General features: G+C 48.8%; 20 protein-coding genes and 1 tRNA gene. 9 read left to right on the forward strand and 12 right to left on the reverse strand.

The genetic code is table 11. From position 1 onward, the window contains the following. The first annotated feature begins 226 nt into the window (after nucleotides 1-226). Both E5355_RS01365 and buk read left to right on the forward strand, forming a co-directional pair. Nucleotides 227-1,141, forward strand: coding sequence for a phosphate acyltransferase (locus tag E5355_RS01365; protein WP_136008856.1), 915 nt, complete (start codon nucleotides 227-229; stop codon nucleotides 1,139-1,141). Between the two features lie 71 nt (nucleotides 1,142-1,212). Beyond that, nucleotides 1,213-2,295, forward strand: coding sequence for a butyrate kinase (gene buk / locus E5355_RS01370; protein ID WP_136008857.1), 1,083 nt, complete (start codon nucleotides 1,213-1,215; stop codon nucleotides 2,293-2,295). A 137-nt stretch (nucleotides 2,296-2,432) separates the two neighbouring features. Here buk and E5355_RS01375 read toward each other — a convergent pair whose 3' ends face one another. The 3 genes from E5355_RS01375 to E5355_RS19295 form a co-directional block, all read right to left on the reverse strand. Further along, complete coding sequence (locus tag E5355_RS01375) at nucleotides 2,433-3,035, reverse strand: lysine exporter LysO family protein (RefSeq protein ID WP_136008858.1); 603 nt, start codon at nucleotides 3,033-3,035, stop codon at nucleotides 2,433-2,435. Further along, nucleotides 3,032-3,310 (reverse strand): LysO family transporter, encoded by a 279-nt coding sequence (locus E5355_RS01380; protein ID WP_136008859.1) that lies wholly within the window; start codon nucleotides 3,308-3,310, stop codon nucleotides 3,032-3,034. The genes E5355_RS01375 and E5355_RS01380 overlap by 4 nt, the downstream gene beginning before the upstream one ends. A 165-nt stretch (nucleotides 3,311-3,475) precedes the next feature. Continuing rightward, nucleotides 3,476-3,616 (reverse strand): hypothetical protein, encoded by a 141-nt coding sequence (locus E5355_RS19295; RefSeq protein ID WP_168354253.1) that lies wholly within the window; start codon nucleotides 3,614-3,616, stop codon nucleotides 3,476-3,478. Nucleotides 3,617-3,775: 159 nt separating this feature from the next. On the opposite strand from E5355_RS19295, the gene E5355_RS01385 reads away from it, so the two are divergent. The 6 genes from E5355_RS01385 (at nucleotide 3,776) to E5355_RS01410 (ending at nucleotide 10,707) form a co-directional block, all read left to right on the forward strand. After that, nucleotides 3,776-4,378, forward strand: coding sequence for a ribonuclease HII (locus tag E5355_RS01385; protein ID WP_136008860.1), 603 nt, complete (start codon nucleotides 3,776-3,778; stop codon nucleotides 4,376-4,378). A gap of 389 nt (nucleotides 4,379-4,767) precedes the next feature. Continuing rightward, the gene (locus E5355_RS01390; RefSeq protein WP_136008861.1) at nucleotides 4,768-5,076 is read left to right on the forward strand and encodes a carboxypeptidase-like regulatory domain-containing protein; all 309 of its coding nucleotides are present in this window, start codon (nucleotides 4,768-4,770) and stop codon (nucleotides 5,074-5,076) included. Nucleotides 5,077-5,112: 36 nt separating this feature from the next. Next, nucleotides 5,113-6,615: a RagB/SusD family nutrient uptake outer membrane protein gene (locus tag E5355_RS01395; RefSeq protein ID WP_136008862.1), complete on the forward strand. Its 1,503-nt coding sequence runs from the start codon at nucleotides 5,113-5,115 to the stop codon at nucleotides 6,613-6,615. 113 nt (nucleotides 6,616-6,728) lie between these two features. Further along, complete coding sequence (locus tag E5355_RS01400; RefSeq protein ID WP_136008863.1) at nucleotides 6,729-8,261, forward strand: arylsulfatase; 1,533 nt, start codon at nucleotides 6,729-6,731, stop codon at nucleotides 8,259-8,261. Between the two features lie 238 nt (nucleotides 8,262-8,499). After that, nucleotides 8,500-10,014 carry a 2,3-bisphosphoglycerate-independent phosphoglycerate mutase gene (gpmI, locus tag E5355_RS01405; RefSeq protein ID WP_136008864.1) on the forward strand — a complete coding sequence of 505 codons (1,515 nt, stop codon included), beginning with the start codon at nucleotides 8,500-8,502 and terminating at the stop codon, nucleotides 10,012-10,014. 111 nt (nucleotides 10,015-10,125) lie between these two features. Next, a complete protein-coding gene (locus tag E5355_RS01410; protein ID WP_136008865.1) occupies nucleotides 10,126-10,707 on the forward strand; it encodes a DUF3109 family protein in 582 nt (193 codons plus the stop codon). A 170-nt stretch (nucleotides 10,708-10,877) separates the two neighbouring features. On the opposite strand, the gene gyrB is transcribed toward E5355_RS01410, so the two are convergent. From gyrB to E5355_RS01425, 3 genes are all read right to left on the reverse strand, one after another. Next, a complete protein-coding gene (gyrB, locus tag E5355_RS01415; protein WP_136008866.1) occupies nucleotides 10,878-12,839 on the reverse strand; it encodes a DNA topoisomerase (ATP-hydrolyzing) subunit B in 1,962 nt (653 codons plus the stop codon). Nucleotides 12,840-13,355: 516 nt separating this feature from the next. Then, entirely contained in the window at nucleotides 13,356-13,610 is a 255-nt protein-coding gene (gene rpsT, locus E5355_RS01420) for a 30S ribosomal protein S20 (RefSeq protein ID WP_005830420.1), read from the reverse strand. A gap of 38 nt (nucleotides 13,611-13,648) precedes the next feature. Next, a tRNA-Glu gene (locus tag E5355_RS01425) sits at nucleotides 13,649-13,720 on the reverse strand. Between the two features lie 287 nt (nucleotides 13,721-14,007). Between E5355_RS01425 and recO the strand changes: the two genes are divergently transcribed. Further along, nucleotides 14,008-14,736 (forward strand): DNA repair protein RecO, encoded by a 729-nt coding sequence (gene recO / locus E5355_RS01430; RefSeq protein WP_136008867.1) that lies wholly within the window; start codon nucleotides 14,008-14,010, stop codon nucleotides 14,734-14,736. A gap of 313 nt (nucleotides 14,737-15,049) precedes the next feature. Here the strand turns inward: recO and E5355_RS01435 are convergent, their stop codons facing one another. From E5355_RS01435 to murG, 6 genes are all read right to left on the reverse strand, one after another. Next, nucleotides 15,050-15,499 carry a GatB/YqeY domain-containing protein gene (locus E5355_RS01435; RefSeq protein WP_005830410.1) on the reverse strand — a complete coding sequence of 150 codons (450 nt, stop codon included), beginning with the start codon at nucleotides 15,497-15,499 and terminating at the stop codon, nucleotides 15,050-15,052. A 69-nt stretch (nucleotides 15,500-15,568) separates the two neighbouring features. Further along, on the reverse strand, nucleotides 15,569-16,882 hold the full coding sequence (gene ftsZ / locus E5355_RS01440; protein ID WP_136008868.1) for a cell division protein FtsZ: 1,314 nt from the start codon (nucleotides 16,880-16,882) through the stop codon (nucleotides 15,569-15,571). A 33-nt stretch (nucleotides 16,883-16,915) separates the two neighbouring features. Next, nucleotides 16,916-18,364: a cell division protein FtsA gene (gene ftsA, locus E5355_RS01445; protein ID WP_136008869.1), complete on the reverse strand. Its 1,449-nt coding sequence runs from the start codon at nucleotides 18,362-18,364 to the stop codon at nucleotides 16,916-16,918. Between the two features lie 120 nt (nucleotides 18,365-18,484). Further along, nucleotides 18,485-19,225, reverse strand: a complete 741-nt coding sequence (locus E5355_RS01450; RefSeq protein WP_136008870.1) for a cell division protein FtsQ/DivIB — start codon at nucleotides 19,223-19,225, stop codon at nucleotides 18,485-18,487. Next, complete coding sequence (murC, locus tag E5355_RS01455; RefSeq protein WP_136008871.1) at nucleotides 19,218-20,603, reverse strand: UDP-N-acetylmuramate--L-alanine ligase; 1,386 nt, start codon at nucleotides 20,601-20,603, stop codon at nucleotides 19,218-19,220. Before murC ends, E5355_RS01450 begins: the two co-directional genes overlap by 8 nt. Then, entirely contained in the window at nucleotides 20,603-21,823 is a 1,221-nt protein-coding gene (gene murG / locus E5355_RS01460; RefSeq protein WP_136008872.1) for an undecaprenyldiphospho-muramoylpentapeptide beta-N-acetylglucosaminyltransferase, read from the reverse strand. Before murG ends, murC begins: the two co-directional genes overlap by 1 nt. Nucleotides 21,824-21,883 lie beyond the last annotated feature (60 nt).

Genomic DNA, 21,883 nt, shown 5'->3' on the forward strand with positions numbered 1-21,883 from the left:
ATATTATCAATCTATTTGGGGCAAAAGTACACAATTCACCACAGATATCACAGATTAACACGGATTTTTTAACAGAAGAGAGGGAGAGGAGAGGGGGATGTGTGCTGCTCAAATCCGTGTAATCTGCGGTGGACATATCAAAATGATATTAAACATATGAAATTTCAACGGGGCAAATGCTGTATTTCTCGACATTTTTTTAGATATTTGCTAAAAATCTAACGTTATGGAACCGATACGGAACTTTGCCCAGTTAACAGCCCACCTGAAAACCTTGAATAAGAGGAAACGCATTGCAGTAGTCTGTGCCAATGACCCTAATACAGAGTATGCCATATCTCGTGCCCTGGAGGAGGGGATTGCGGAATTTCTGATGATTGGCGATTCTGCCATATTGGAAAAATATCCCACCCTGAAGAAATATCCTCAATATGTCAGCACTTTGCATATAGAAGATCCCGATGAGGCGGCACGTGAGGCGGTGCGTATCGTACGCGAGGGTGGAGCGGACATCCTGATGAAAGGCATCATCAATACCGACAATCTGCTGCGTGCCATTTTGGACAAGGAGCATGGCTTGTTGCCTAAAGGAAAGATTCTGACCCATCTGGCCGTGATGCAGATACCCACGTACGATAAACTGCTCTTTTTCTCCGATGCAGCGGTTATTCCCCGCCCTACGCTTCAACAGCGCATTGAAATGATTTGGTATGCCATCCATGCCTGCCGCCATTTCGGGATAGAGCAACCACGCATCGCGCTGATTCATTGCACGGAGAAGGTCAGTGCCAAATTCCCCCATTCATTGGACTATGTCAACATTGTGGAACTGGCAGAAGCCGGCGAGTTCGGCAATGTCATTATCGACGGTCCGCTGGATGTAAAGACGTCATGTGAAAAGACGAGCGGTAACATCAAAGGCATTGTATCACCGATTGACGGGGAGGCGGATGTGCTGATTTTTCCAAACATCGAATCGGGAAATGCTTTTTATAAGGCCGTATCTCTGTTTTCTCATGCCGATATGGCCGGGTTGCTGCAAGGCCCCTCATGCCCGGTGGTATTACCGTCGCGCAGCGATTCCGGTTTGTCCAAGTATTACAGCATTGCCATGGCCTGCCTGACCAGCGGGACGGAATAGCCTTGATTGTAACTCGTAATTTGTAGTTTGTAAATTGTAACTCGTAACTCGTAACTCGTAAATCGTAATCAATGAAGATACTGGCAGTAAATCCCGGTTCCACCTCGACAAAAATTGCTGTCTATGAGGATGAAACTTCCCGTTTGGTACTCAACATCCGGCATTCGGTGGAGGAGCTTTCCCGATTTCCCCGCATCATCGACCAGTTCGAATTTCGCAAGAACTTGGTGCTGGAAGCGCTGGAGGCCAATGACATTCCCTTTAAGTTCGATGCCATCGTCGGCCGTGGGGGATTGTTGAAACCCATTCCCGGCGGTGTGTATGCCGTGAACGATGCCATGTTGGACGATATGCTCCACGCCATGCGTACCCACGCCTGCAACTTAGGTTGTCTGATAGCCCACGAACTTGCCGCCATGCTGCCCGGCTGCCCCTCTTTCATAGCCGATCCCGGCGTGGTGGACGAACTGGACGATGTGGCACGCATCACCGGTTCGCCTCTGATGCCCAGCATCACCATCTGGCACGCCTTGAACCAGCGAGCCATCGCCCGGCGCTATGCTGCCGAGCGTAGTGCCCTGCAGCCCGAAGCTCCCGTGCATTACGAAGACCTCAATCTGATTGTCTGTCACTTGGGTGGAGGCGTTTCCGTAGGAGTCCACCGCCACGGCCGTGCGGTGGACGTGCCCAATGCCCTCGACGGTTTCGGTCCTTTTTCGCCCGAACGTGCAGGTACCCTGCCCGCCGGGCAACTGATAGACCTTTGTCACTCGGGGCGTTACACTACCGAAGAACTGAAGAAACGTATTTCCGGCAAGGCGGGACTTGCCGCCCATTTGGGTACTACCGACATTCCCGCCATAGAGAGGCGCATCGCTGAGGGAGACACCCATGCCGCTTTGGTGCTTGATGCCATGATTTACCGCATTGCCAAGGAGATAGGCGGTGCTGCTGTTGTGCTTTATGGCAAGGTGGACGCCATTCTGCTTACGGGAGGTATGGCACATTCCGAGTACATCACTTCGCGGTTGCAGGAGCGCGTGTCTTTCCTTGCTCCCGTCCATGTCTATCCCGGAGAAGACGAATTGGAAGCATTGGTACTGAATGCGCTGGGCGCTTTGCGCGGAGAGCTTCCGATACAAGTTTACCGGTGATAGCCATATTGCTTTTGTGATTTTTAGCGGAACAGTTTGCATTATTGGCAGGATTTAGTGATATAAAAATGGCTCTTGCCGGAGACTGGTGTCTGACTTGTCAGAGTCCGGTCTCTGTCAAAAGAGGGCAAAAAAAACTATATCGAGCAGAACAGTGTGACTAGGAACGGAACGCTGAAATCCACCACAAACCCGTGGAAGATGGAGACTACGACAAACTTCTCTCCGGCTGTCCGTGTGATGATGGGCAGCGTAGTGTCCATTGTCGTGGCTCCTCCGGCAGAGATAGGGGCGAGGTTTCCGAACCAGCGCACCAGCAGCGGTGCGGCAAGCAGTGTCAGTATTTCGCGGCCGATGTTGGCCAGCAAGGCGATGGTTCCCAGTTCGGCTCCCTTATACTCGGTGATGAAGATACTGGAGAGCGAATAGTAGGCAAAGCCCGAGCCCACGGCCAAGCAATCCGTCACGGAACGGTGCGTCAGGATGAGGCTGACGGCGGCAGAACCTGCCAGCGTGCCCAATATCGTCATGACAGGCAGAAACACCAGTCGCGGATTGAGCGAGCGGAAGTTCTTCAGCGTCTGCGGGTCGTTGCCCACGCTCAGCCCTACGCTGAACATCAGTGCACACAGTGCATAATAACTGATATTGGTCTCGGCAATATCAAAAGGTATCAGATGGCTGACTCCGCAAAGCGTGCCCAGCACGAAGAACCCCACTATGATAAGACTCCCTTTCATGCCTGGCCTCCTTTCCTTTTATACAACACCCTCCACAGCGCCCACGCAGCAATGACACTTCCCAGAGTCCCCCCCAGGGTGAGTGCCACGGCTTCGTAGCCTATGGTGTGCAGCCCCTTGATAATCTGTTCGTTGCTTCCCACCTCTATGCCGAGGATGAAGAGCAGCAGCCAGATGAACAGCGTGATGATCTGATGGATTTTCTTTAAGTTACGGTTCCGTAAGAGGTAGCCCAGCAGCATTCCCGTGAGCATTAGTCCGATGATTGTAAACATATCTATGCCGTTTTTTAGGGGCAAAGATAGTACAAACTATTTTTGTTTATGCAAAGATAAAGCTTTCAAAGTGAACAAGGCGGCATTTGCCTTGGGCGTTTATAGCAGAGAGAAAGAATTATTCTGCCGATTCTTCTACTACACCGTTCAGAGCAGGGTTGGCATTCACGTTTCCCACAACGGAATGGAGAAGCAGTTATGCTTTCCTTCTACAAATCTCCGCTTGCCCGATGCTTCGGCCGGCCTGCCCCAACGGCACAGATTGAAGTTACCCGGCCATTGTTCGGCCTGACAGTAGAGAATCATGGCTTTTGCACGGGGGCGTTCGGTTTGTCTTCGGAAGACAAGGCGGAGGCTTGGGCTGCATAGTAGGAGGCTTGTTTCTGCAAATTTAATTAATTCTTTCCGGAAGCCTTATTTCCCTCCAAAAAGATTTATCTTTGTGCCTCAAAGATAGCGATATATATGTTATTACCTTATTTGAATAAAGACTTGATTGAGGTGGGATGCGATGAGGCCGGTCGCGGCTGCCTGGCAGGAGCGGTCTATGCCGCCGCAGTTATTCTGCCAAAGGATTTTAAGAATGAACTTCTGAATGACTCCAAACAACTGACTGAAAAGCAACGCTATGCCTTGCGTGAAGTGATTGAGAAAGAGGCTCTGGCATGGGCGGTGGGCGTCGTCTCTCCTGAAGAGATTGACAAAATCAATATTCTCAATGCCTCCTTTCTTGCTATGCACCGTGCTGTTGACCAACTGAATGTCCGTCCGCAACATCTGCTGATAGACGGCAACCGCTTTAAAAAATATCGGGACTTGCCGCATACTACCGTAGTCAAAGGAGACGGGAAGTACCTTTCCATCGCTGCGGCTTCCATCTTGGCAAAGACCTATCGTGATGACTACATGAATCGTCTCCACGAAGAGTATCCGTATTATGACTGGAATCATAACAAGGGCTATCCCACCAGGAAGCATCGCGCCGCCATTGCCGAACACGGAACAACCCCTTACCACCGTATGACGTTCAATCTGCTGGGTGACGGGCAGTTGTCGCTGAATTTCTGAATAAGGCTCCGGCAGCTTTAGCTGGAGATATGTGCTTCTCCACATCACGGCATATCAGTGCTGCAGGGAAGCAGGATACGTGTATAAATCTGTCGGGAAGGCAGTGCGGGCAGAATCGGATAGAAAGCCTTATAATGTGATATTAAAAGGCTTATAGTATGATATTGAAAGGCTTTTAATGACATATCACTATGAGGATGATGTTGACAGAGACGCTAGAGGAATGTGGATTATTAAAAAAATATTAGAACATGTCTTAGATACTTAATATAATTAACTATATCTGCACACCGTTATGATATAAATATATAACTAATGCTAAAAATAGGAAAATTGTATTCTAACGGATGAGGATTGTTTAATTAAAAAATCTAAGGTATGAGAAAAAAATGAGTAAGCCGGGGCAATATTGTGCTTCATTTGCTTTGATGGCTCTCTTTTTGTTGATGGGAAATGCGGCTTCAGCGGCCTTGCCCACGCAGAAAGGTAATGTTCATGATGAGGACAAGGCAGGGAATCCTGTTGCACATGTCCTTCAACAATCGGGAAAGCATATTGTAAAAGGTGTTGTAGTGGACAAAATGCAAGAAACTGTTATTGGCGCTTCTGTCGTTGTACCCAATACTACGATAGGATGTATTACAAATATTGACGGGGAATTTGCATTGGAGGTTGACCAATTGCCTGTTACATTGTAGATTACATATATAGGATATAAGACCATTACTGTGAAGGTGGCAGACGGAAACCTGGTAAGGGTAGTGATGGAGGAAGATTCCAAGCAGCTGGAAGAGGTTGTCGTAGTGGGTTATGGTACTCAGAAGAAAGCGAATCTTTCCGGTTCTGTCTCTACGGTGAAAATGGATGAAGTGTTGGGTAGCCGTCCGCAGCCTAATACGGCAGCCGCCCTTCAGGGAGCCATTCCCGGTTTGACCATCACCAGTGGCAGCAATACACCCGGACAAACAGGAAAGAGTATCCAGATTCGCGATACGGCTACTTTCTCCGGAAAGAATGACGGAACTACCGGACTTGCGCCATTGGTTTTGATTGACAACGTTCCCGGTGATATTGATACGCTGAATCCTGAGGACATTGAGTCGGTTACGGTATTGAAAGATGCGTCATCGTCGGCCATTTACGGTGCCCGTGCGGCGGCAGGTGTGGTACTTATCACCACGAAGCGTCCCAACAAGGAAGAGAAAGTGTCTGTGACTTACAACAATAATTTCGGTTTTGTAAATGCTGTCAATACCCCCAAGCAAGTGGGACTGGAAACGTTTCTTCCTATCTATAAAGAGACATTGGGCAATACGTTTGCCGGTGGAAACAACCAGAATATTGATTCCTGGATGGAATACCTCAACCAATTTGCTCCGCGCGGCATCTATAATGCGGCAGAGGGCACATACCGGATTCCGAATTGGGCAAGCGGCTACCATCTGACTCCGTATCACAAAGCACTGCCTTCCAGCAACTGGGCGGGCAACTATTTGAGGAATGTGCCTACTGTGCAGACGAGCAATTTCCAGAATAATGAGTCTGCCGCTGCAGGCATTCAGTTGATATATTCCGGAAGTGGTTTCCAACGTGGAAAGAGCGGCTACTTCGTATGGAAACATCATGCTTCTTGGGACAAGCAGGATCAGAACCATCCGATGGAGGTGTCGGACAAGCCGGTTTTCAAAATAGAGGAAGTGATGCTCAACTATGCGGAGGTGATGTTTGAATTGGGAAAATTTGACCAGTCGGTGGCCGACCTTACAATCAACAAGCTGCGCGACCGTGCGGAAGTAGGCTTGATGCGCGTCAGTGAAATCGGTTCTGACTTCGATCCGGACCGTGACCCGTCGGTAGAACCCGTATTGTGGGAGATCCGTCGTGAACGTCTGATTGAATTGATGGGTGAAAGCTTCTCCTGGGAAGACGTACGCCGTTGGAAGAAAGCCGATTATTTTGTCAATAAGCAACACTATGGAGTTTATCTGGACAACGTTACAGGCACATTCAATAACAATAAAGCTACCACGGGAGGTACCGGTATCCTGAATCCCGATACCAAAAAGGAAGCATCGGATGCGGAATTGGCTGCCATGGGCAATTGCGGCCACCTTTACTACTATCTCGACCCCGTATCGGCAGGCAAGGGATGGCTTGACAAATATTACTTGCGTCCTATCCCTTCGGATGAATTGTTGCTGAACGACAATCTGGAACAGCAGGAAGCATGGAAATAATAGCCTGACAATCCGAATGAAGAAGGTCCGTCGTTGACAAATCAAGGTTCAAGGGCGGGCCTTTTTGCTTACGCGAAGAAGAACTGTATTGTTACATTAAAATAGAATATGCAATGGAAAATAAACGTTTTTGGTTGTTGACCGGCGGGGTGGCGCTTTCTACCTTAGGGATTTATGCGCAGAAAGTGAATGAGAAGCCCAACATTATCTATATCATGTGTGATGACATGGGATATGGCGACTTGGGTTGTTATGGGCAGAAATACATCCGGACTCCCCATCTGGACCGGATGGCAAGTGAGGGCATGCTCTTTACGCAGGCCTATGCAGGCAGTCCTGTCAGTGCACCGTCGCGGGCTTCGTTCATGACCGGACAACACTCGGGACATTGCGAAGTGCGCGGCAACAAGGAGTATTGGAGGAATGCGCCGAAAGTGGCTTATGGTGAAAATCAAGAATTCTCCCTCGTGGGACAGCATCCTTACGACCCGGAGCATGTCGTCTTGCCCGAAATCATGAAGGACTATGGATATACCACGGGCATGTTCGGCAAGTGGGCGGGTGGTTATGAAGGTTCCGTGTCTACCCCCGACAAGCGGGGCATTGACGAGTACTACGGATATATCTGCCAGTTTCAGGCACATCTCTATTACCCCAACTTTCTGAACCGTTACAGTCGTTCGGCGGGCGATACGGCGGTGACGCGTGTCATTTTGGAAGAGAACATCAAGTACCCCATGTATGGGAAAGACTACTTCAAGCGTCCGCAATATTCTGCCGACATGATTCATCAGGAGGCTTTAAAGTGGCTGGACGCCCAGGATGGAAAACAGCCTTTCTTCGGCATCTTTACTTACACGCTGCCGCATGCCGAACTGGCGCAGCCGGAAGACTCCATACTGGAAGGTTACAAGCAGAAGTTCTTCGTAGATAAGACATGGGGTGGACAAGAGGGGTCGCGCTACAACCCTTCCGTACATACGCATGCACAGTTTGCAGGTATGATTACCCGTCTGGACCACTATGTGGGCGAGGTGCTCGCCAAGCTGAAAGAGAAGGGGCTGGATGAGAATACCATCGTGATTTTCACCAGCGACAACGGACCTCATGAAGAAGGAGGAGCCGATCCCACGTTCTTCGGGCGAGACGGGAAACTGCGCGGGCTGAAGCGGCAATGCTACGAAGGCGGTATCCGTGTGCCTTTCATTGTGCGTTGGCCGGGCAAGGTGGTTGCCGGAAGCGTCAGTGACCATCAGTGTGCGTTCTACGACTTGATGCCGACCTTCTGCGAACTGGCGGGAGTGAAGGACTATGTCAAGAAATATCGTAACAAAAAGAAAAAAGAGACTGATTACTTTGACGGCATCTCTTTTGTTCCTACGTTGCTGGGGCGTGACAATCAGGTGAAGCACGACTTTCTCTATTGGGAGTTCAACGAGACCGATCAGATAGGCGTCCGCATGGGCGACTGGAAGATGGTGGTAAAGAAAGGAAAGCCGTTTCTCTATAATCTGGCAACCGATATCCATGAAGATAATGACGTAGCTGCCGGGCATCCGGACATCGTGGCGCAGATGAAAGAAATTATCCGTGCACAGCACACCCCGAATCCGTATTTCTTCGTTACCTTACCTGATTTCGATTGAGAAGCTGTTCTTGAAAGCGTCTTGCACTTTGCACTGCTAAACCTCTACTTGGCGACCGTAAAGTAGAGGTTTGGCAGTGCAAAACCTCTGTTCTAGCCCAAAAAAGTATAAATCATTTGAAACAGTACGTTTTAACCGCTGTTTTTTGTAACTTTGCAGCGCGAGAAAGGTTTCCTGTAAAGATGGGTTTCCCTTTTCGACGCGTGAAAAGATTATACAATTAAATTCGATTGATATTATGAGTAAGAAAGCCCTTTTAATGATTCTTGATGGCTGGGGCATCGGCGATCAAGGCAAAGATGATGTGATTTTCAATACACCTACTCCGTATTGGGACAGTCTGTTGGCAACTTATCCGCACTCCGAGCTTCAAGCAAGCGGTGAAAACGTTGGTTTGCCCGACGGACAGATGGGTAATTCTGAAGTAGGTCATCTCAATATCGGTGCCGGACGTATCGTTTACCAGGATTTGGTGAAGATTAACCGTGCTTGTGCCGATGGCAGCATCCTGAAGAACAAGGAAATTGTTTCTGCTTTCTCATATGCGAAGGAAAACGGCAAGAATATCCACTTTATGGGACTGACCAGCAACGGTGGCGTGCACAGCTCTTTTGAGCATTTGTTCAAACTCTGCGATATCTCCAAGGAATATGGCATCGAGAATACTTTCATCCACTGCTTTATGGATGGCCGCGACACCGACCCGAAGAGCGGTAAAGGTTTTATAGAACAGCTGACGGCCCACTGCGAGAAGTCGGCAGGCAAGATTGCTTCCATTATAGGACGCTTTTATGCAATGGACCGCGACAAGCGTTGGGAACGCGTGAAGGTGGCTTATGACCTGCTGGTGAACGGTGAAGGCAAGGTTGCTACGGATATGGCCCAGGCTATGCAGGAGTCCTACGACGAAGGCGTTACGGATGAATTCATCAAGCCGATTGTGAACGGTGGTTTCGACGGTACCATCAAGGAAGGCGATGTAGTTATCTTCTTCAACTACCGCAACGACCGTGCCAAGGAACTGACCGTTGTCCTCACCCAGCAGGATATGTCCGAACAAGGCATGCATACCATTCCGGGCTTGCAGTTCTACTGCATGACTCCGTATGACGCCAGCTTCAAGGGGGTACATATCCTTTTCGACAAGGAGAATGTACAGAACACGTTGGGCGAATACCTTGCTGCCAATGGCAAGACTCAGCTGCACATTGCCGAGACAGAGAAGTATGCACACGTGACTTTCTTCTTCAACGGTGGCCGTGAGACTCCGTACGATGCCGAAGAGCGTATTCTGGTTCCGTCTCCGAAGGTTGCCACTTACGACTTGAAGCCTGAAATGAGCGCTTACGAAGTAAAGGATAAGTTGGTGGAAGCTATCAAGACCCGGAAGTTCGATTTCATCGTGGTGAACTATGCCAACGGCGATATGGTGGGACACACCGGTATTTACGAAGCTATCGAAAAGGCCGTGAAAGCCATTGACGAATGTGTGAAAGACACCGTTGAGGCTGCCAAGGCAAACGATTATGAGGTAATCATCATCGCTGACCACGGTAATGCCGACCACGCTTTGAATGAAGACGGTACGCCTAACACTGCCCACTCTCTGAACCCTGTTCCTTTCGTTTACGTCACTGCAAACAAGGACGCCAAGGTTGAGAATGGCGTATTGGCTGACGTGGCTCCTTCTATCCTGCACATCTTGGGTATGGAGCAGCCGGCCGAAATGACCGGTAAGGATTTGATTAAGTAAGCCGTCGAGGCCGTAACAATATTTAGATGCGGATTATACGGATTCCACGGATGCTCTTAAAGTTGAGTCTGTGCAATCCGAATAATCCGCATCTTTTTTCAATAGAACAATATGATACAGATTGGTGATGTTGTAGTGTCTTTTGATGTCTTGCGCGAGAAGTTCTTGTGTGACTTGGGTGCCTGCCAGGGGATTTGTTGCATTGAGGGTGATGCCGGTGCCCCCGTAGAGCTGGACGAGGTGGAGAAACTGGAAGAGGTGCTTCCGCTGATTTGGGACGAGCTTTCTCCCGAAGCCCGCGCCGTGATAGAGGAGCAAGGCGTGGTCTATACCGATTGTGAAGGTGACTTGGTGACTTCCATTGTCAACAACAAGGATTGTGTCTTTACCTGCTATGATGATAAGGGCTGCTGTTATTGTGCCATCGAAAAGGCTTACCGTGAGGGTAGGACCAACTTCTACAAACCTATATCCTGCCATCTCTATCCGATAAGGGTGGGGAACTACGGATTCTATAAGGCAGTGAACTATCATCGTTGGGATGTTTGCAAAGCCGCTATGCTGTTGGGGCAAAAGGAAAATCTGCCCGTGTACAAGTTCCTGAAAGAGCCTCTTATCCGTAAGTTTGGTGAGGACTGGTATGCAGAGCTGGAATTGGTAGTGGAAGAAATGAAAAAACAAGGAATCTTGTAGTTTTCCCGTATGAGACGATTTGACATACCCACTGTGCTTTCAGACCGACCCCTCATTTCCTGACTTTCTAGGTATGAGACGAGGGATAAAGGAAAAGCCCCGGTCAGCAGGATTATCCTGCCCGTCCGGGGCTTTTTCATTGTAAGATGTGAGGTCGGTTATTAAATTAATTAAGCGTCAATATTTGCATACGTTGCATTTTTTTCGATGAAATCGCGGCGAGGGCCCACGTCTTCGCCCATCAGCATGGAGAAGATGTAGTCGGCTTCGGCTGCATTTTCAAGATGCACCTGCTTCAACATACGGTTGTCCGGATTCATGGTGGTTTCCCACAACTGTTCCGGGTTCATCTCACCCAAACCTTTGTAGCGCTGGGTGTGTACTGCGTTTTCCGAACCGCCGCCGTAGGTGTCGATGAACTTCTGGCGCTGCTGGTCTGTCCAGCAATACTCTTTCGCCTTGCCTTTGGTGCAAAGGTAGAGGGGAGGAGTGGCGATGTACAAGTAACCCTGCTGGATGACTTGCGGGAAGTAGCGGAAGAAAAGAGTCATAATCAGCGTGTCGATGTGAGAACCATCGACGTCGGCATCGGTCATGATGATAATCTTCTTGTAACGCAACTTGTCAATGTTCGCTTCTTTACTGTCTTCACCGTCTACACCGAAACGGATGCCTAGTGCTTGGATGATATTGTTTACTTCGTCGCTTTCGAATGCCTTGTGCCACATGGCCTTTTCTACATTCAGAATCTTACCGCGAAGCGGTAGGATAGCCTGGAACACACGGTTACGACCTTGTTTTGCGGAACCGCCTGCCGAGTCACCCTCAACGAGAAACAATTCGCATTCTTCCGGGTCTTTGCTGGAACAGTCGGCCAACTTACCGGGCATGCCGCCACCTGACATTGGCGATTTACGTTGTACGGATTCGCGTGCCTTGCGTGCGGCGATACGTGCCTGGGCAGCCAATATCACCTTGTCCACAATCAGTTTCGCCTCCTTTGGATGCTCTTCCAGATAGTAGGAGAGAGCCTCGCCCACAGCCTGGTCTACGGCACCCATTACTTCGTTGTTACCCAGCTTTGTCTTGGTCTGCCCTTCAAACTGCGGTTCGGCCACCTTGATGGAGATGACGGCAGTCAATCCTTCACGGAAGTCGTCTCCTGCAATCTCTACCTTGGCTTTTTCCAGCATCTTGTTGTCTTCGGCGTATTTTTTCAATGTACGGGTCAGTGCACGGCGGAAACCGGCCAAGTGGGTACCTCCTTCAATGGTATTGATGTTGTTTACGTAAGAGTGCACATTTTCGTTATAAGAAGTGTTGTACATGATGGCTACTTCCACCGGTATACCTTGTTTCTCGGTATTGATGTAGATTACATCGTTCATGAAGTGCTCACGTGAGGAATCTACGTAGCGTACAAACTCCTTAAGTCCTTCTTCCGAGTAGAAAATTTCCTTCTTTGCATTTCCTTCTTCGTCCTTTACGCGGAGGTCGGTCAGTGAAATCTTGATGCCTGCGTTCAGGTAAGCCAGCTCGCGCATGCGGGTGGCAAGGATATCATAGTTGTAGACTGTTTCCGTAAAGATGGTGCCGTCCGGCCAGAACTGCTGGCGCGTACCGGTAATGTCTGTTGTGCCCACTTCCTTGACGGAGTAGAGCGGATGTCCGCAGGCATATTCCTGCTGATAGATTTTTCCATTGCGGAATACCTGGGTAGTCATGTGTGTAGACAAGGCGTTTACACAAGATACACCTACGCCGTGCAGACCTCCCGACACTTTGTAAGAACCTTTGTCGAACTTGCCTCCGGCATGCAGTACGGTCATTACGACTTCCAATGCGGATTTCTTTTCTTTCTCGTGATAATCCACCGGGATACCACGTCCGTTGTCTTGCACGCTGATGGAATTGTCTTCGTTGATGGTGACTTCGATGTGATCGCAATAGCCGGCGAGTGCTTCGTCAATGGAGTTGTCCACAACCTCGTAGACCAGATGGTGAAGTCCTTTGTTACTAATGTCGCCAATATACATCGCGGGGCGTTTTCTCACTGCTTCTAAGCCTTCCAGCACTTGGATATTGCTGGCGGAATATTCCCCGTTATTGGAGTGAATTTGTTCTTCAGTCATTTTTAATGCACATTATCTATTTGAAGTTTCAAAATTACAAAAAAAAAATGAGATAGGTGTTTCCCTGAAGACTAAAAAAATGAAAAGCGTTTTGGGAGGAATGGGGTATCGGAGTTAGTTGGAAAACAGCTTGGTGTTCAACTGGTAGGAGATGATGTATGGATTGTCGTTTTCATTAGTGTTCTCGAAAAAAAATCTAAGTTTGTTTCCAGTTGGCAACAGGGGAAGCACATAGGCTGCTTGCTCCACTGGAATGCTGATGTAGAGTGAATTATCTTCTATGGCTTTAGGGTGTGCAGAGAATATCTCGCACAGTCCTTTGTTGCCTTGCAGATTATTGGATTATTGCAATAGCTACCGATTGACATTAGTAGCAGTATGATTATCGCCTTTTGTTTCATAAGCTGCTCTACAAAACTGTGGGGAACAATTTCTTTTTCATGTCAATAGCATTAGATATAAAACAAAAAAAGTAGGTAATATTCATTACCTACTTATATTTTTTGTAGAAACAGTTTAAGCCAACTTGTTAATGTAGATAGCCAATTTTGACTTCAGATTATTAGCTTTGTTCTTGTGGATAACGTTTGTCTTAGCCAATTTATCCAACAGTTTTGTGATACCAGGATACATAGCTGTTGCTGCAGCCTTGTCTGTAGTAGCACGAAGCTTACGAACAGCATTTCTCATGGTTTTACCATAATATCTGTTGTGAAGTCTTCTTGTTTCTTCTTGTCTGATTCTTTTCAGTGATGATTTATGATTTGCCATCTCGACTAATCTTTTTTAATTCGTTTATTTTTTATTTGTAGCCCGTGGGGGAATCGAACCCCCCTTTCAAGAATGAAAATCTTGCGTCCTAACCGATAGACGAACGGGCCATCCTTTAGTGAGCGTTTCCGCTCTTGCAGAGAGTCTTTATCTCTCGTTTGCGGTTGCAAAGGTAGAAACTATTTTTGAATTACCAAAACATTTGCAAGAAAAAATGCGTCTTTTTTGTTGCCTTTTATGTTGCTTGAATGCTTTGTCTGTTGAAAATCAGCGTGATATTGACTTTTGTTTTTTTCAGCCCTTACCTGATTTTTTTATTCTTTTCCTTTTGTATCTCTTCTTTCGGGCTTTTTTTGTAGCTTTGTTATCGGATTGAAACCAGATAAAGAAATCGGGAATGTTACAGAAAACACAGGGAATTGTACTGCATACTCTGAAATATAAGGATACGTCTCTCATTGCAGATATCTATACGGAGGTGGCCGGCCGGGCTTCCTTCATGGTGTCTATACCCCGTTCACGCAAGGCGGCGGTGAAGTCGGTGCTCTTCCAGCCGCTGGCATTGGTGGAACTTGAAGCCGATTTCCGTCCTAATGCTACTATATATAAGGTGAAGGAGGCAAAGTCCCTTTATCCTTTCGCTACGCTTCCGTACGATCCCTACAAATCTGCCATCGCCTTGTTTCTTTCGGAATTCCTTTATCGCGCTGTCCGCGAGGAGGCGGAGAACCGTCCGTTGTTTGCTTATCTGTATCATTCCGTCATCTGGCTGGATGAATGCAGGGAGGGATTTGCCAACTTTCATCTGGTCTTCCTGATGCGCCTTTCCCGTTTTCTCGGTTTGTATCCCAACTTGGAGGATTATCATGCAGGCGATTATTTCGATTTGCAGAATGCTTGCTTCACTCCCTTACGTCCGCAACTTCATTCCCATTACATCGCTCCCGAAGAGGCGGCCCGCCTGACACAGTTGATGCGCATGAATTATGAAACGATGCATCTTTTCACCATGAACAGGTTGGAGCGTACCCGGTGCCTGAACATTATGAATGAATATTATCGTTTGCACTTGCCGGATTTCCCGGCATTGAAATCACTTGAGGTATTGAAGGAACTTTTTGATTAGCCACTGCCGCTATGACTACTCCATAGGTTAGTTCTGTTTGCCCCACGGATTAAGGTGTTTTACATGCTGTGGTAAAGATTGTTACATACTGTGGTAAAGGTCGTTACATTATGTGGTAAAGGCCGTTACAATATGGAGTAACGCCTTTTACATGCTATGCTAAAGGAGGGTAAATGTAATGTGTTGATAGTTAATATGCTAATCTCTTATGAGGAGATAGGAGAGGGCATCTAGAAAGCCGTGTCTCAACAGATTTTAGGTGCTGAGTCCCTCTGTTGAAGCACGGCTGATATGATAGGTAAAGAGTGTTTCTTTATCCCAGCAGTTCCTTTACTTTGGCTGAGATGGCGCGGCCTTCGGCCAGTCCGGCAAGTTTCTTGCTGGCTACGCCCATCACCTTGCCCATGTCCTTGCCGCTGGTGGCGCCGACTTCGGCTATGATTTCCTTCAAGGCTGCTTCCAGCTCTTCGGCGCTCATCTGCTTGGGCAGATAGGTCTCAAGCACCTTTACTTGTGCCAGCTCGTCGTCTGCCAAGTCCTGACGACCTTGCTGTACATAGATTTCAGCAGCGTCTTTGCCTTGTTTGGTCAGTTTCTGGATAATCTTCAAGGCATCTGCATCGCTCAGGGTATCGTTGGCTCCGGGAGCGGTTTTGGCTTCGAGGAATACTTTCTTTACGTTTCTCAATGTTTCGAGAGCCACTTTGTCTTTGGCTTTCATGGCTGTTTTAATGTCTTCGCTGACTTTTTCAAATAAATCCATATTGTTATGAGTTTACTCCTATTCCCCCGAAGGGGAGGAGGAGGGTTTTACATATCGGGAACGGGAGGATCAGAAGGTGATGATTCCCCCCGTGTCGCCTTCTGCTTCTTGCGCGGCTTCGGTGGCGAGCTGTCCTTCCTGCTCTGCCTTCATCTTGATGTTGGTCAGCGTGATTTTGTCACGCAGATAGGTCGGAGAATTCTCCACCATGCTGATGATGTCGGCGTTGTCCATGTCTTCGGGATTGAAGAGATAGATATGATGACGGCGGCTGCGTTGGGAACGGGCGTTGGCATCCTTGCCGTAGTACACTTCGCGGCGGTTGCGTCTCTGTTCCTCTTCCTCCTCCAGCTCGGCAAGGCGTTGTTGTTCTTCGGCGGTGCGCAGGGTGATGCGGTCGTCCATTTCCTTCATGTGGATGTCCTGGATACCGAAACCGGTGGCAAGCAGGGTGATTTTCACTTTCTGTTCCAGCTTGTCGTCGATGGCCATACCGAATTTGGTTTCGAAGTCGCGGCTGAAACGGTTCATGAACTCCTTCACCTCGTCCATTTCACTCATCATCAGCTTGTATTGTGAACTGTAAGAGATGTTGAGGAGCACCTTCTTGGAGTTGAAAATGTCGTTGTTGTTCAGCAACGGCGAGTGTTGCGCGTTCTTGATGGCTTCGCTGACACGGTTGTCACCTTCGCCGTAGCCGGTACTCATGATGGCTACGCCGCCGTCTTTCAGCACCGTTTTCACGTCGTTGAAGTCGAGATTCACTTTTCCATGCAGGGTGATGATTTCGGCAATGCTCTTGGCTGCTACCGAAAGGGTGTCGTCGGCCTTGTCAAACGCGTCGTCTACGGACAGCTCGCTGTATATCTCGCTCAGCTTTTCATTATTGATGACCAGCAGGGCGTCTACGTGCTTGCTGATTTCCTCTACGCCATCCAGTGCCTGGTCTATCTTCTTGTCGCCCTCCCAGCGGAAAGGGATGGTGACGATGCCGATGGTCAGGATGTTCATTTCCTTGGCGGTTTGTGCAATGATGGGTGCGGCACCTGTACCGGTACCACCGCCCATTCCGGCAGTGATGAATACCATCTTGGTGCCGTCGTTCAGCATACTCTTGATGTCTTCGATGCTCTCTTCTGCTGCCTTGCGGGCACGGGCAGGGCGATTTCCGGCTCCTAGGCCTTCTTTTCCAAGCTGTAACTTCACGGGTACGGGAGAGTCCTTTAACGCTTGGTTGTCTGTGTTGCACAGTACGAACGTCACGTCGTGTATACCTTCCCGGTACATATGGTTCACGGCATTTCCGCCACCTCCGCCTACACCGATTACTTTAATGATTTTCGGCGAATCGGTCGGGAAATCGAATTGTACTATATCTTCCATAATAATTTAATTTTCTGGCACATTATCACATTGTTACTTCATATCGTCGTCCGAGAAGATTTCGTTGGAGATTTTGCTGAAAGTCTTTTCGAAAGCCTTTCCGAAAGACCACTTGGTGCCTTCTTTCTTTTTCTTCTTCTTTTCTTCCTTTTCGCGCTGCTCTCTCTTGCGATCACGCTCCTTGCGTTCTTTCTCCTCTTTTTCGCGCTGTGCCTTGGCGGCTCGTGCGGCAGCTTCCTGCTCTTTCAGCGCTTCGTCGTCCACGAATATGTCGATTGGTTTTGGGGGAATGTTGGCGGCAGGCTGCTGCTGTACCGGCTTCACCTCTTGCAGGCAGCAATTCTCGTTGCCGGCAGCCAGCAACCCCAGCAGAGTGTTGTGCATGCCGTCCTTCTTGGGCTCGTCGCTGTGTGTGTGGACGGTGGCCTGTACGAACTTGGCGGTCTTTACCTTTTCAATCTTGCTCACTTTATGGAAAGCTTTCTCAAGATTTTTCAGATTGGCTCCTCCACCGGTGAATACGACACCGGAGAAAAGTTTGTCTTCGTAACCGGAAAGTTGTAACTGGTTCCATACGTTGGCAAGGATTTCTTCCGCACGGGCTCCGATGATATTGTTCAGCAGGGCCACTTCGAGAGTCCGGCCGTCTTCCGACGTACATACGGCAGGGGTCTCGGTGCCTTCTTCCTCCTCGTAGAGGGCGTCGCCGTATTGCAGTTTCAGCTTCTCGGCATCTTCCTCCTCCATTTGCAGGGAAGTGATGTCGTGGGTAATGTTGTTTCCGCCCAGCGGCAGTACGCTGAGGTAGCGCAGGATATTGTTCTTATAGACCAGCACGGTGGTGGTGTCGGCACCGAAGTCGACAAGTGCGCAGCCCGAACGCATTTCGTTTTCGGTCAGCACGGCTTTGGCCAACGCAGTGGGAGCCACGAGCAGGTCGTCGGCAATTTCCACTTTGGCTTGCTCGAAGCTATGCTCGAGGTTCTTTTTCAGTGAGGCGCGGGCCACAATGTTGAGGAACTGACCCGTGATGTGCCGTCCGGTAACTCCTACCGGTTCCACCTGCAGTGTATGGTCTATCTTGTATTCTTGCGGGGCTACATCCAGCACACTCATGTCTGTCAGGGGTACATCACGGTTCTCGTCGCAAATCTCGTCTACCAGCTCTTGCGAAATGATGCTCTCTTCCTCCAGCATACGGCTTACCGCATTCCTCACCGTGCGTAATGATTGTCCACCGATGCCTACATATACTTTGGCGATGGAGTTGTTCAGCTGGCCTTCCAGCTTGTTGATGATGGAAGTCAGTGCTTGTGCAGCCTTGTCAATGTTGTAGATGGCTCCTTTGTGTATAAACGGGGATGCCTCTTCGCGTGCATAAGCCAACACCTGGATACTTCCGTCACTGCTCTTCTTTCCTGCGATACCGGAAATCTTGGAAGAACTCAACTCGATAGCGGCGATGAAATCTGTTGTTGCCATATCTTTTATTTAATTATATATCTTCATTTACAATTTACCATTTACCATTTACAATGTACAATTGGGTTGCACTATTATGCCGCATGGCTGAATTGTACTTTATACATTGTAAATGTTACATTACTTCTCTCTTTTCGTGCAGATAATCTGATTATCGAATTCAACGTTAATGCGGGAGTATTTGTTCCAGCCTACCTGGTTTAATCCTCTTTCGTAGAATGCTTTTACACGTTTCAGTTTCTTTTCAAAATCGGCCATTTTACCCAAGTAGATGAGATGGTCGCCGACGCGTGGCACTAATTCTATGTTTTTGCCCGGCAGCACATGAATCTGTTCAATTTGTGCATTCCAAAAAGAATTCTTCTGCAAAAATACACCAAACTTATATAAATCCCTCATGGCAAACGACTTTTCTACGTTTCCGGTCACTATGGCAAGGTGTGCAATGCACTTTGCATCGGGAGGCATTACAGTGCCTTTGTTGTCCAGATAGTAGTTCTCGCCATTGGCGCTCATCACGCGCAGGATAGGGATGCGCTGGGTCACTTCGATGCAAAGCTTGCCGCTTGGAGTTTTGTAACATTCCGCCTGGTCGATGAGGGGATGTTTGGCGAGTTCGCGTTCTAAAGTCTTGGTGCGCACGCGCTTCAAATCTTTCCCAATGGGGCTGATGCCTTTCTTTTCCAGCAGGGTAGCTACTTCCTTCTTCGTGATGAAGCCCGCATATATCGTGTCCTCTATCACCAGCTCCATGTCATGGCACACTTGGGAGGCCGGTTTGCGGTTTAAGGTAGTGACAGCCACCACCAGATAGGCAATAACAAGCAACAGAACGATAGAAAGTAGAATCCTTTTAATCATGATACTTCTCTGATAATAGTTTGCTGATTTGGGGCACATAGTTATCCAAGTCTCCGGCTCCCAGCACTACCACTACTTCGGTGTACTTTTGAGAGAGAAGGCTTAGGACATCTTCTTTCCTGCAGATGCATTTTTCGATGTCGGGGTGGAGATTGTCGTAAATCAACTGGCTCGTCACGCCGGGAATCGGTTGCTCGCGGGCAGGGTATATCTCTGTCAGAATCACCTCGTCGGATAGGGAGAGGCTGTCTGCAAAATCCCGGTAGAAGTCGCGGGTACGGGTGTACAAGTGAGGCTGGAAGATGACGGTTATCTTCTTGTCCCGATACAGTTCACGGACGGACTTCACGCTTTGGGCTATTTCCTCCGGGTGGTGGGCGTAGTCGCTGAGAAATACAATCTTGTCATTCTTCAGTTTGAAGTCGAAGCGGCGGTCTACTCCGCGGAAGCTCGCCATACCCTGCTTGATTTCCTCGTCAGTGGCGCCGCTCAAGTGGGCGAGTGCCATGGCTGCCACACCGTTTTCGATGTTGATGCTGACGGGAACGCCCAACTGAATATTGTTGATGCGAGTGTCCGGTGCTACGAAGTCGATGAAGATTTCACCGTTTCCGATACGGATATTTTCGGCATGGAAGTCACCCTCGTTGCGTGAGTAGGTGTAGGTGGTTACCCCCGGCTGTACGTCGGGCTGCATCTCCAGTCCTTTGTGCAGAATCAGAGCACCGCCTGGCTGGATAAGCGTTGTGTAGTGGCGGAAGCTTTCAAGATAGGCTTCTTTGGTTCCATATATATCCAGGTGGTCGGGGTCGGTGGCAGTAATGACACTCATCCAGGGTGACAACCAGTGGAAAGAACGGTCGAACTCGTCGGCTTCGATGACGGTATAGGGACTGGTGGGGGAAAGCAACAGGTTAGTGCCGTAGTTCTTGGCAATTCCTCCGAGGAAGGCAGTACAGCCTACATGCGACTGGTGCAGCAGATGGGCAGCCATGGTGCTGGTTGTGGTCTTGCCGTGTGTACCTGCCACGCACAGGCCTTTACTGCTGCGGGTGATGATACCCAATACTTGGGAACGTTTATGTATCTCGAAACCATTTTCGCGGAAGTAGGTCAGTTCGGCATGTTCTTGCGGTACGGCAGGGGTGTAGACTACCAGCGTGCTTGTCTTGTCTTTGCACGATGTAGGGATAAGGTCGATGTCTTCCTCGTAATGTATTTGTGCACCCTCCGTAATCAGACGTTCGGTCAGGTCGCTCGGCGTACGGTCATATCCGGCCACCTGCTTTCCTTTGGAAAGGAAATAGCGTATCAGAGCGCTCATACCGATGCCGCCCGCACCGACGAAATAAACGGATTTGATTGTTTCGATATTCATTATTTTAATTGATGATTAGGGTTGGTAATTAACTTCAATACCTCTTTGGCTATGACAGTGGCCGAATTGGGCAATGCCAACCTGGCAATGTTTTCACTTAAGTCTTTCAGCTTTTGGGGATTGCTAATGGTCTCTAAAGCTATCGGCAATAGTTTGTCTTTCGCTTCTACGTCTTTCACATAGATGGCTGCATCTTTATCCGCCAGTGCCAGTGCATTCTTGGTCTGATGGTCTTCGGCTACATTAGGCGAAGGAACCAAGATGACCGGTTTGTGCAGCAGGCAGAACTCGGAGATGGAGCCGGCTCCGGCACGTGAAATCACCAAGTCGGCAGCGGCATAGGCGTTTGCCATATCCTTGATAAAGTCCGTTACGTACAGATTCGGAATGGTGCTGATGTGCGGATTGCGTACGACTTCTCCCGTGGCGGTCGTAATGGTTTCTCTGACTTGGTCAATGTATATTTTGCCCGTCTGCCAGATGAATTGTACGTCGGGGTGGGCACGGACAACGTCCAGACTGGCGGTCAGTGTCTGGTTGATGGTGCGGGCTCCCAGGCTTCCGCCCAGGATGAGGATAGTCTTCCTTTCCGGATTCAGTCCGAAGTACTTTACGGCGTCTGCGTGCAGGATGGAATGTCCGAGCAGGTTCTGGCGTACCGGATTACCAGTCATGATTATTTTTTCTGCCGGAAAAAACTTTTCCATGCCTTCGTAGGCTACACAAATTTTGCAGGCTTTCTGTGCTAGCAACTTATTGGTGACACCGGCGTAGGAATTCTGTTCCTGTATCAGAGTGGGAATACCCATTATTCCTGCCGTTTTCAGCGTAGGACCACTGGCATAGCCACCTACACCCACGGCCACTTGCGGGCGGAACTCCTTGATGATGCTCCGTGCTTTCCACTGGCTCCGTATCAGTTTCAGCAGTACGGAGAAGTTCTTCCACAGATGTTTGCGGTCGAATCCGGCAACGGGCAATCCTATAATCCGGTAACCTGCATCCGGAACACGCTGCATTTCCATTCTTCCTTCGGCACCTACGAAGAGGATTTCGGCGTCGGGGCACAGCTCTTTTATGGCATTAGCGATGGAGATTGCCGGAAAGATATGTCCTCCGGTGCCGCCGCCGCTGATGATAAGCCTCACCTTCGACCTCTTCTCCGTAGGGAGGGGGGTAGAGTTGCTTTGGGTGGTATAGTTGTTTACGTCTTTACTCATATTCTTGTTTTTCGTTATTTTTGTATTATTGGCATACTCTCCATTACTAAATCATGCTTT

Origin of the sequence: Bacteroides muris (ex Afrizal et al. 2022) (assembly GCF_004793475.1) — a bacterium.
In the GTDB taxonomy this organism is placed as follows: Bacteria; Bacteroidota; Bacteroidia; order Bacteroidales; family Bacteroidaceae; genus Bacteroides; species Bacteroides muris.

Bases quoted from the DNA above. Each gene is read 5' to 3' on its own strand.
- E5355_RS01365 (WP_136008856.1), top strand. From the start codon at position 227: ATGGAACCGATACGGAACTTTGCCCAGTTAACAGCCCACCTGAAAACC.
- buk (WP_136008857.1), top strand. From the start codon at position 1,213: ATGAAGATACTGGCAGTAAATCCCGGTTCCACCTCGACAAAAATTGCT.
- E5355_RS01375 (WP_136008858.1), bottom strand. From the start codon at position 3,035: ATGAAAGGGAGTCTTATCATAGTGGGGTTCTTCGTGCTGGGCACGCTT.
- E5355_RS01380 (WP_136008859.1), bottom strand. From the start codon at position 3,310: ATGTTTACAATCATCGGACTAATGCTCACGGGAATGCTGCTGGGCTAC.
- E5355_RS19295 (WP_168354253.1), bottom strand. From the start codon at position 3,616: ATGATTCTCTACTGTCAGGCCGAACAATGGCCGGGTAACTTCAATCTG.
- E5355_RS01385 (WP_136008860.1), top strand. From the start codon at position 3,776: ATGTTATTACCTTATTTGAATAAAGACTTGATTGAGGTGGGATGCGAT.
- E5355_RS01390 (WP_136008861.1), top strand. From the start codon at position 4,768: ATGAGTAAGCCGGGGCAATATTGTGCTTCATTTGCTTTGATGGCTCTC.
- E5355_RS01400 (WP_136008863.1), top strand. From the start codon at position 6,729: ATGGAAAATAAACGTTTTTGGTTGTTGACCGGCGGGGTGGCGCTTTCT.
- gpmI (WP_136008864.1), top strand. From the start codon at position 8,500: ATGAGTAAGAAAGCCCTTTTAATGATTCTTGATGGCTGGGGCATCGGC.
- E5355_RS01410 (WP_136008865.1), top strand. From the start codon at position 10,126: ATGATACAGATTGGTGATGTTGTAGTGTCTTTTGATGTCTTGCGCGAG.
- gyrB (WP_136008866.1), bottom strand. From the start codon at position 12,839: ATGACTGAAGAACAAATTCACTCCAATAACGGGGAATATTCCGCCAGC.
- rpsT (WP_005830420.1), bottom strand. From the start codon at position 13,610: ATGGCAAATCATAAATCATCACTGAAAAGAATCAGACAAGAAGAAACA.
- recO (WP_136008867.1), top strand. From the start codon at position 14,008: ATGTTACAGAAAACACAGGGAATTGTACTGCATACTCTGAAATATAAG.
- E5355_RS01435 (WP_005830410.1), bottom strand. From the start codon at position 15,499: ATGGATTTATTTGAAAAAGTCAGCGAAGACATTAAAACAGCCATGAAA.
- ftsZ (WP_136008868.1), bottom strand. From the start codon at position 16,882: ATGGAAGATATAGTACAATTCGATTTCCCGACCGATTCGCCGAAAATC.
- ftsA (WP_136008869.1), bottom strand. From the start codon at position 18,364: ATGGCAACAACAGATTTCATCGCCGCTATCGAGTTGAGTTCTTCCAAG.
- E5355_RS01450 (WP_136008870.1), bottom strand. From the start codon at position 19,225: ATGATTAAAAGGATTCTACTTTCTATCGTTCTGTTGCTTGTTATTGCC.
- murC (WP_136008871.1), bottom strand. From the start codon at position 20,603: ATGAATATCGAAACAATCAAATCCGTTTATTTCGTCGGTGCGGGCGGC.
- murG (WP_136008872.1), bottom strand. From the start codon at position 21,823: ATGAGTAAAGACGTAAACAACTATACCACCCAAAGCAACTCTACCCCC.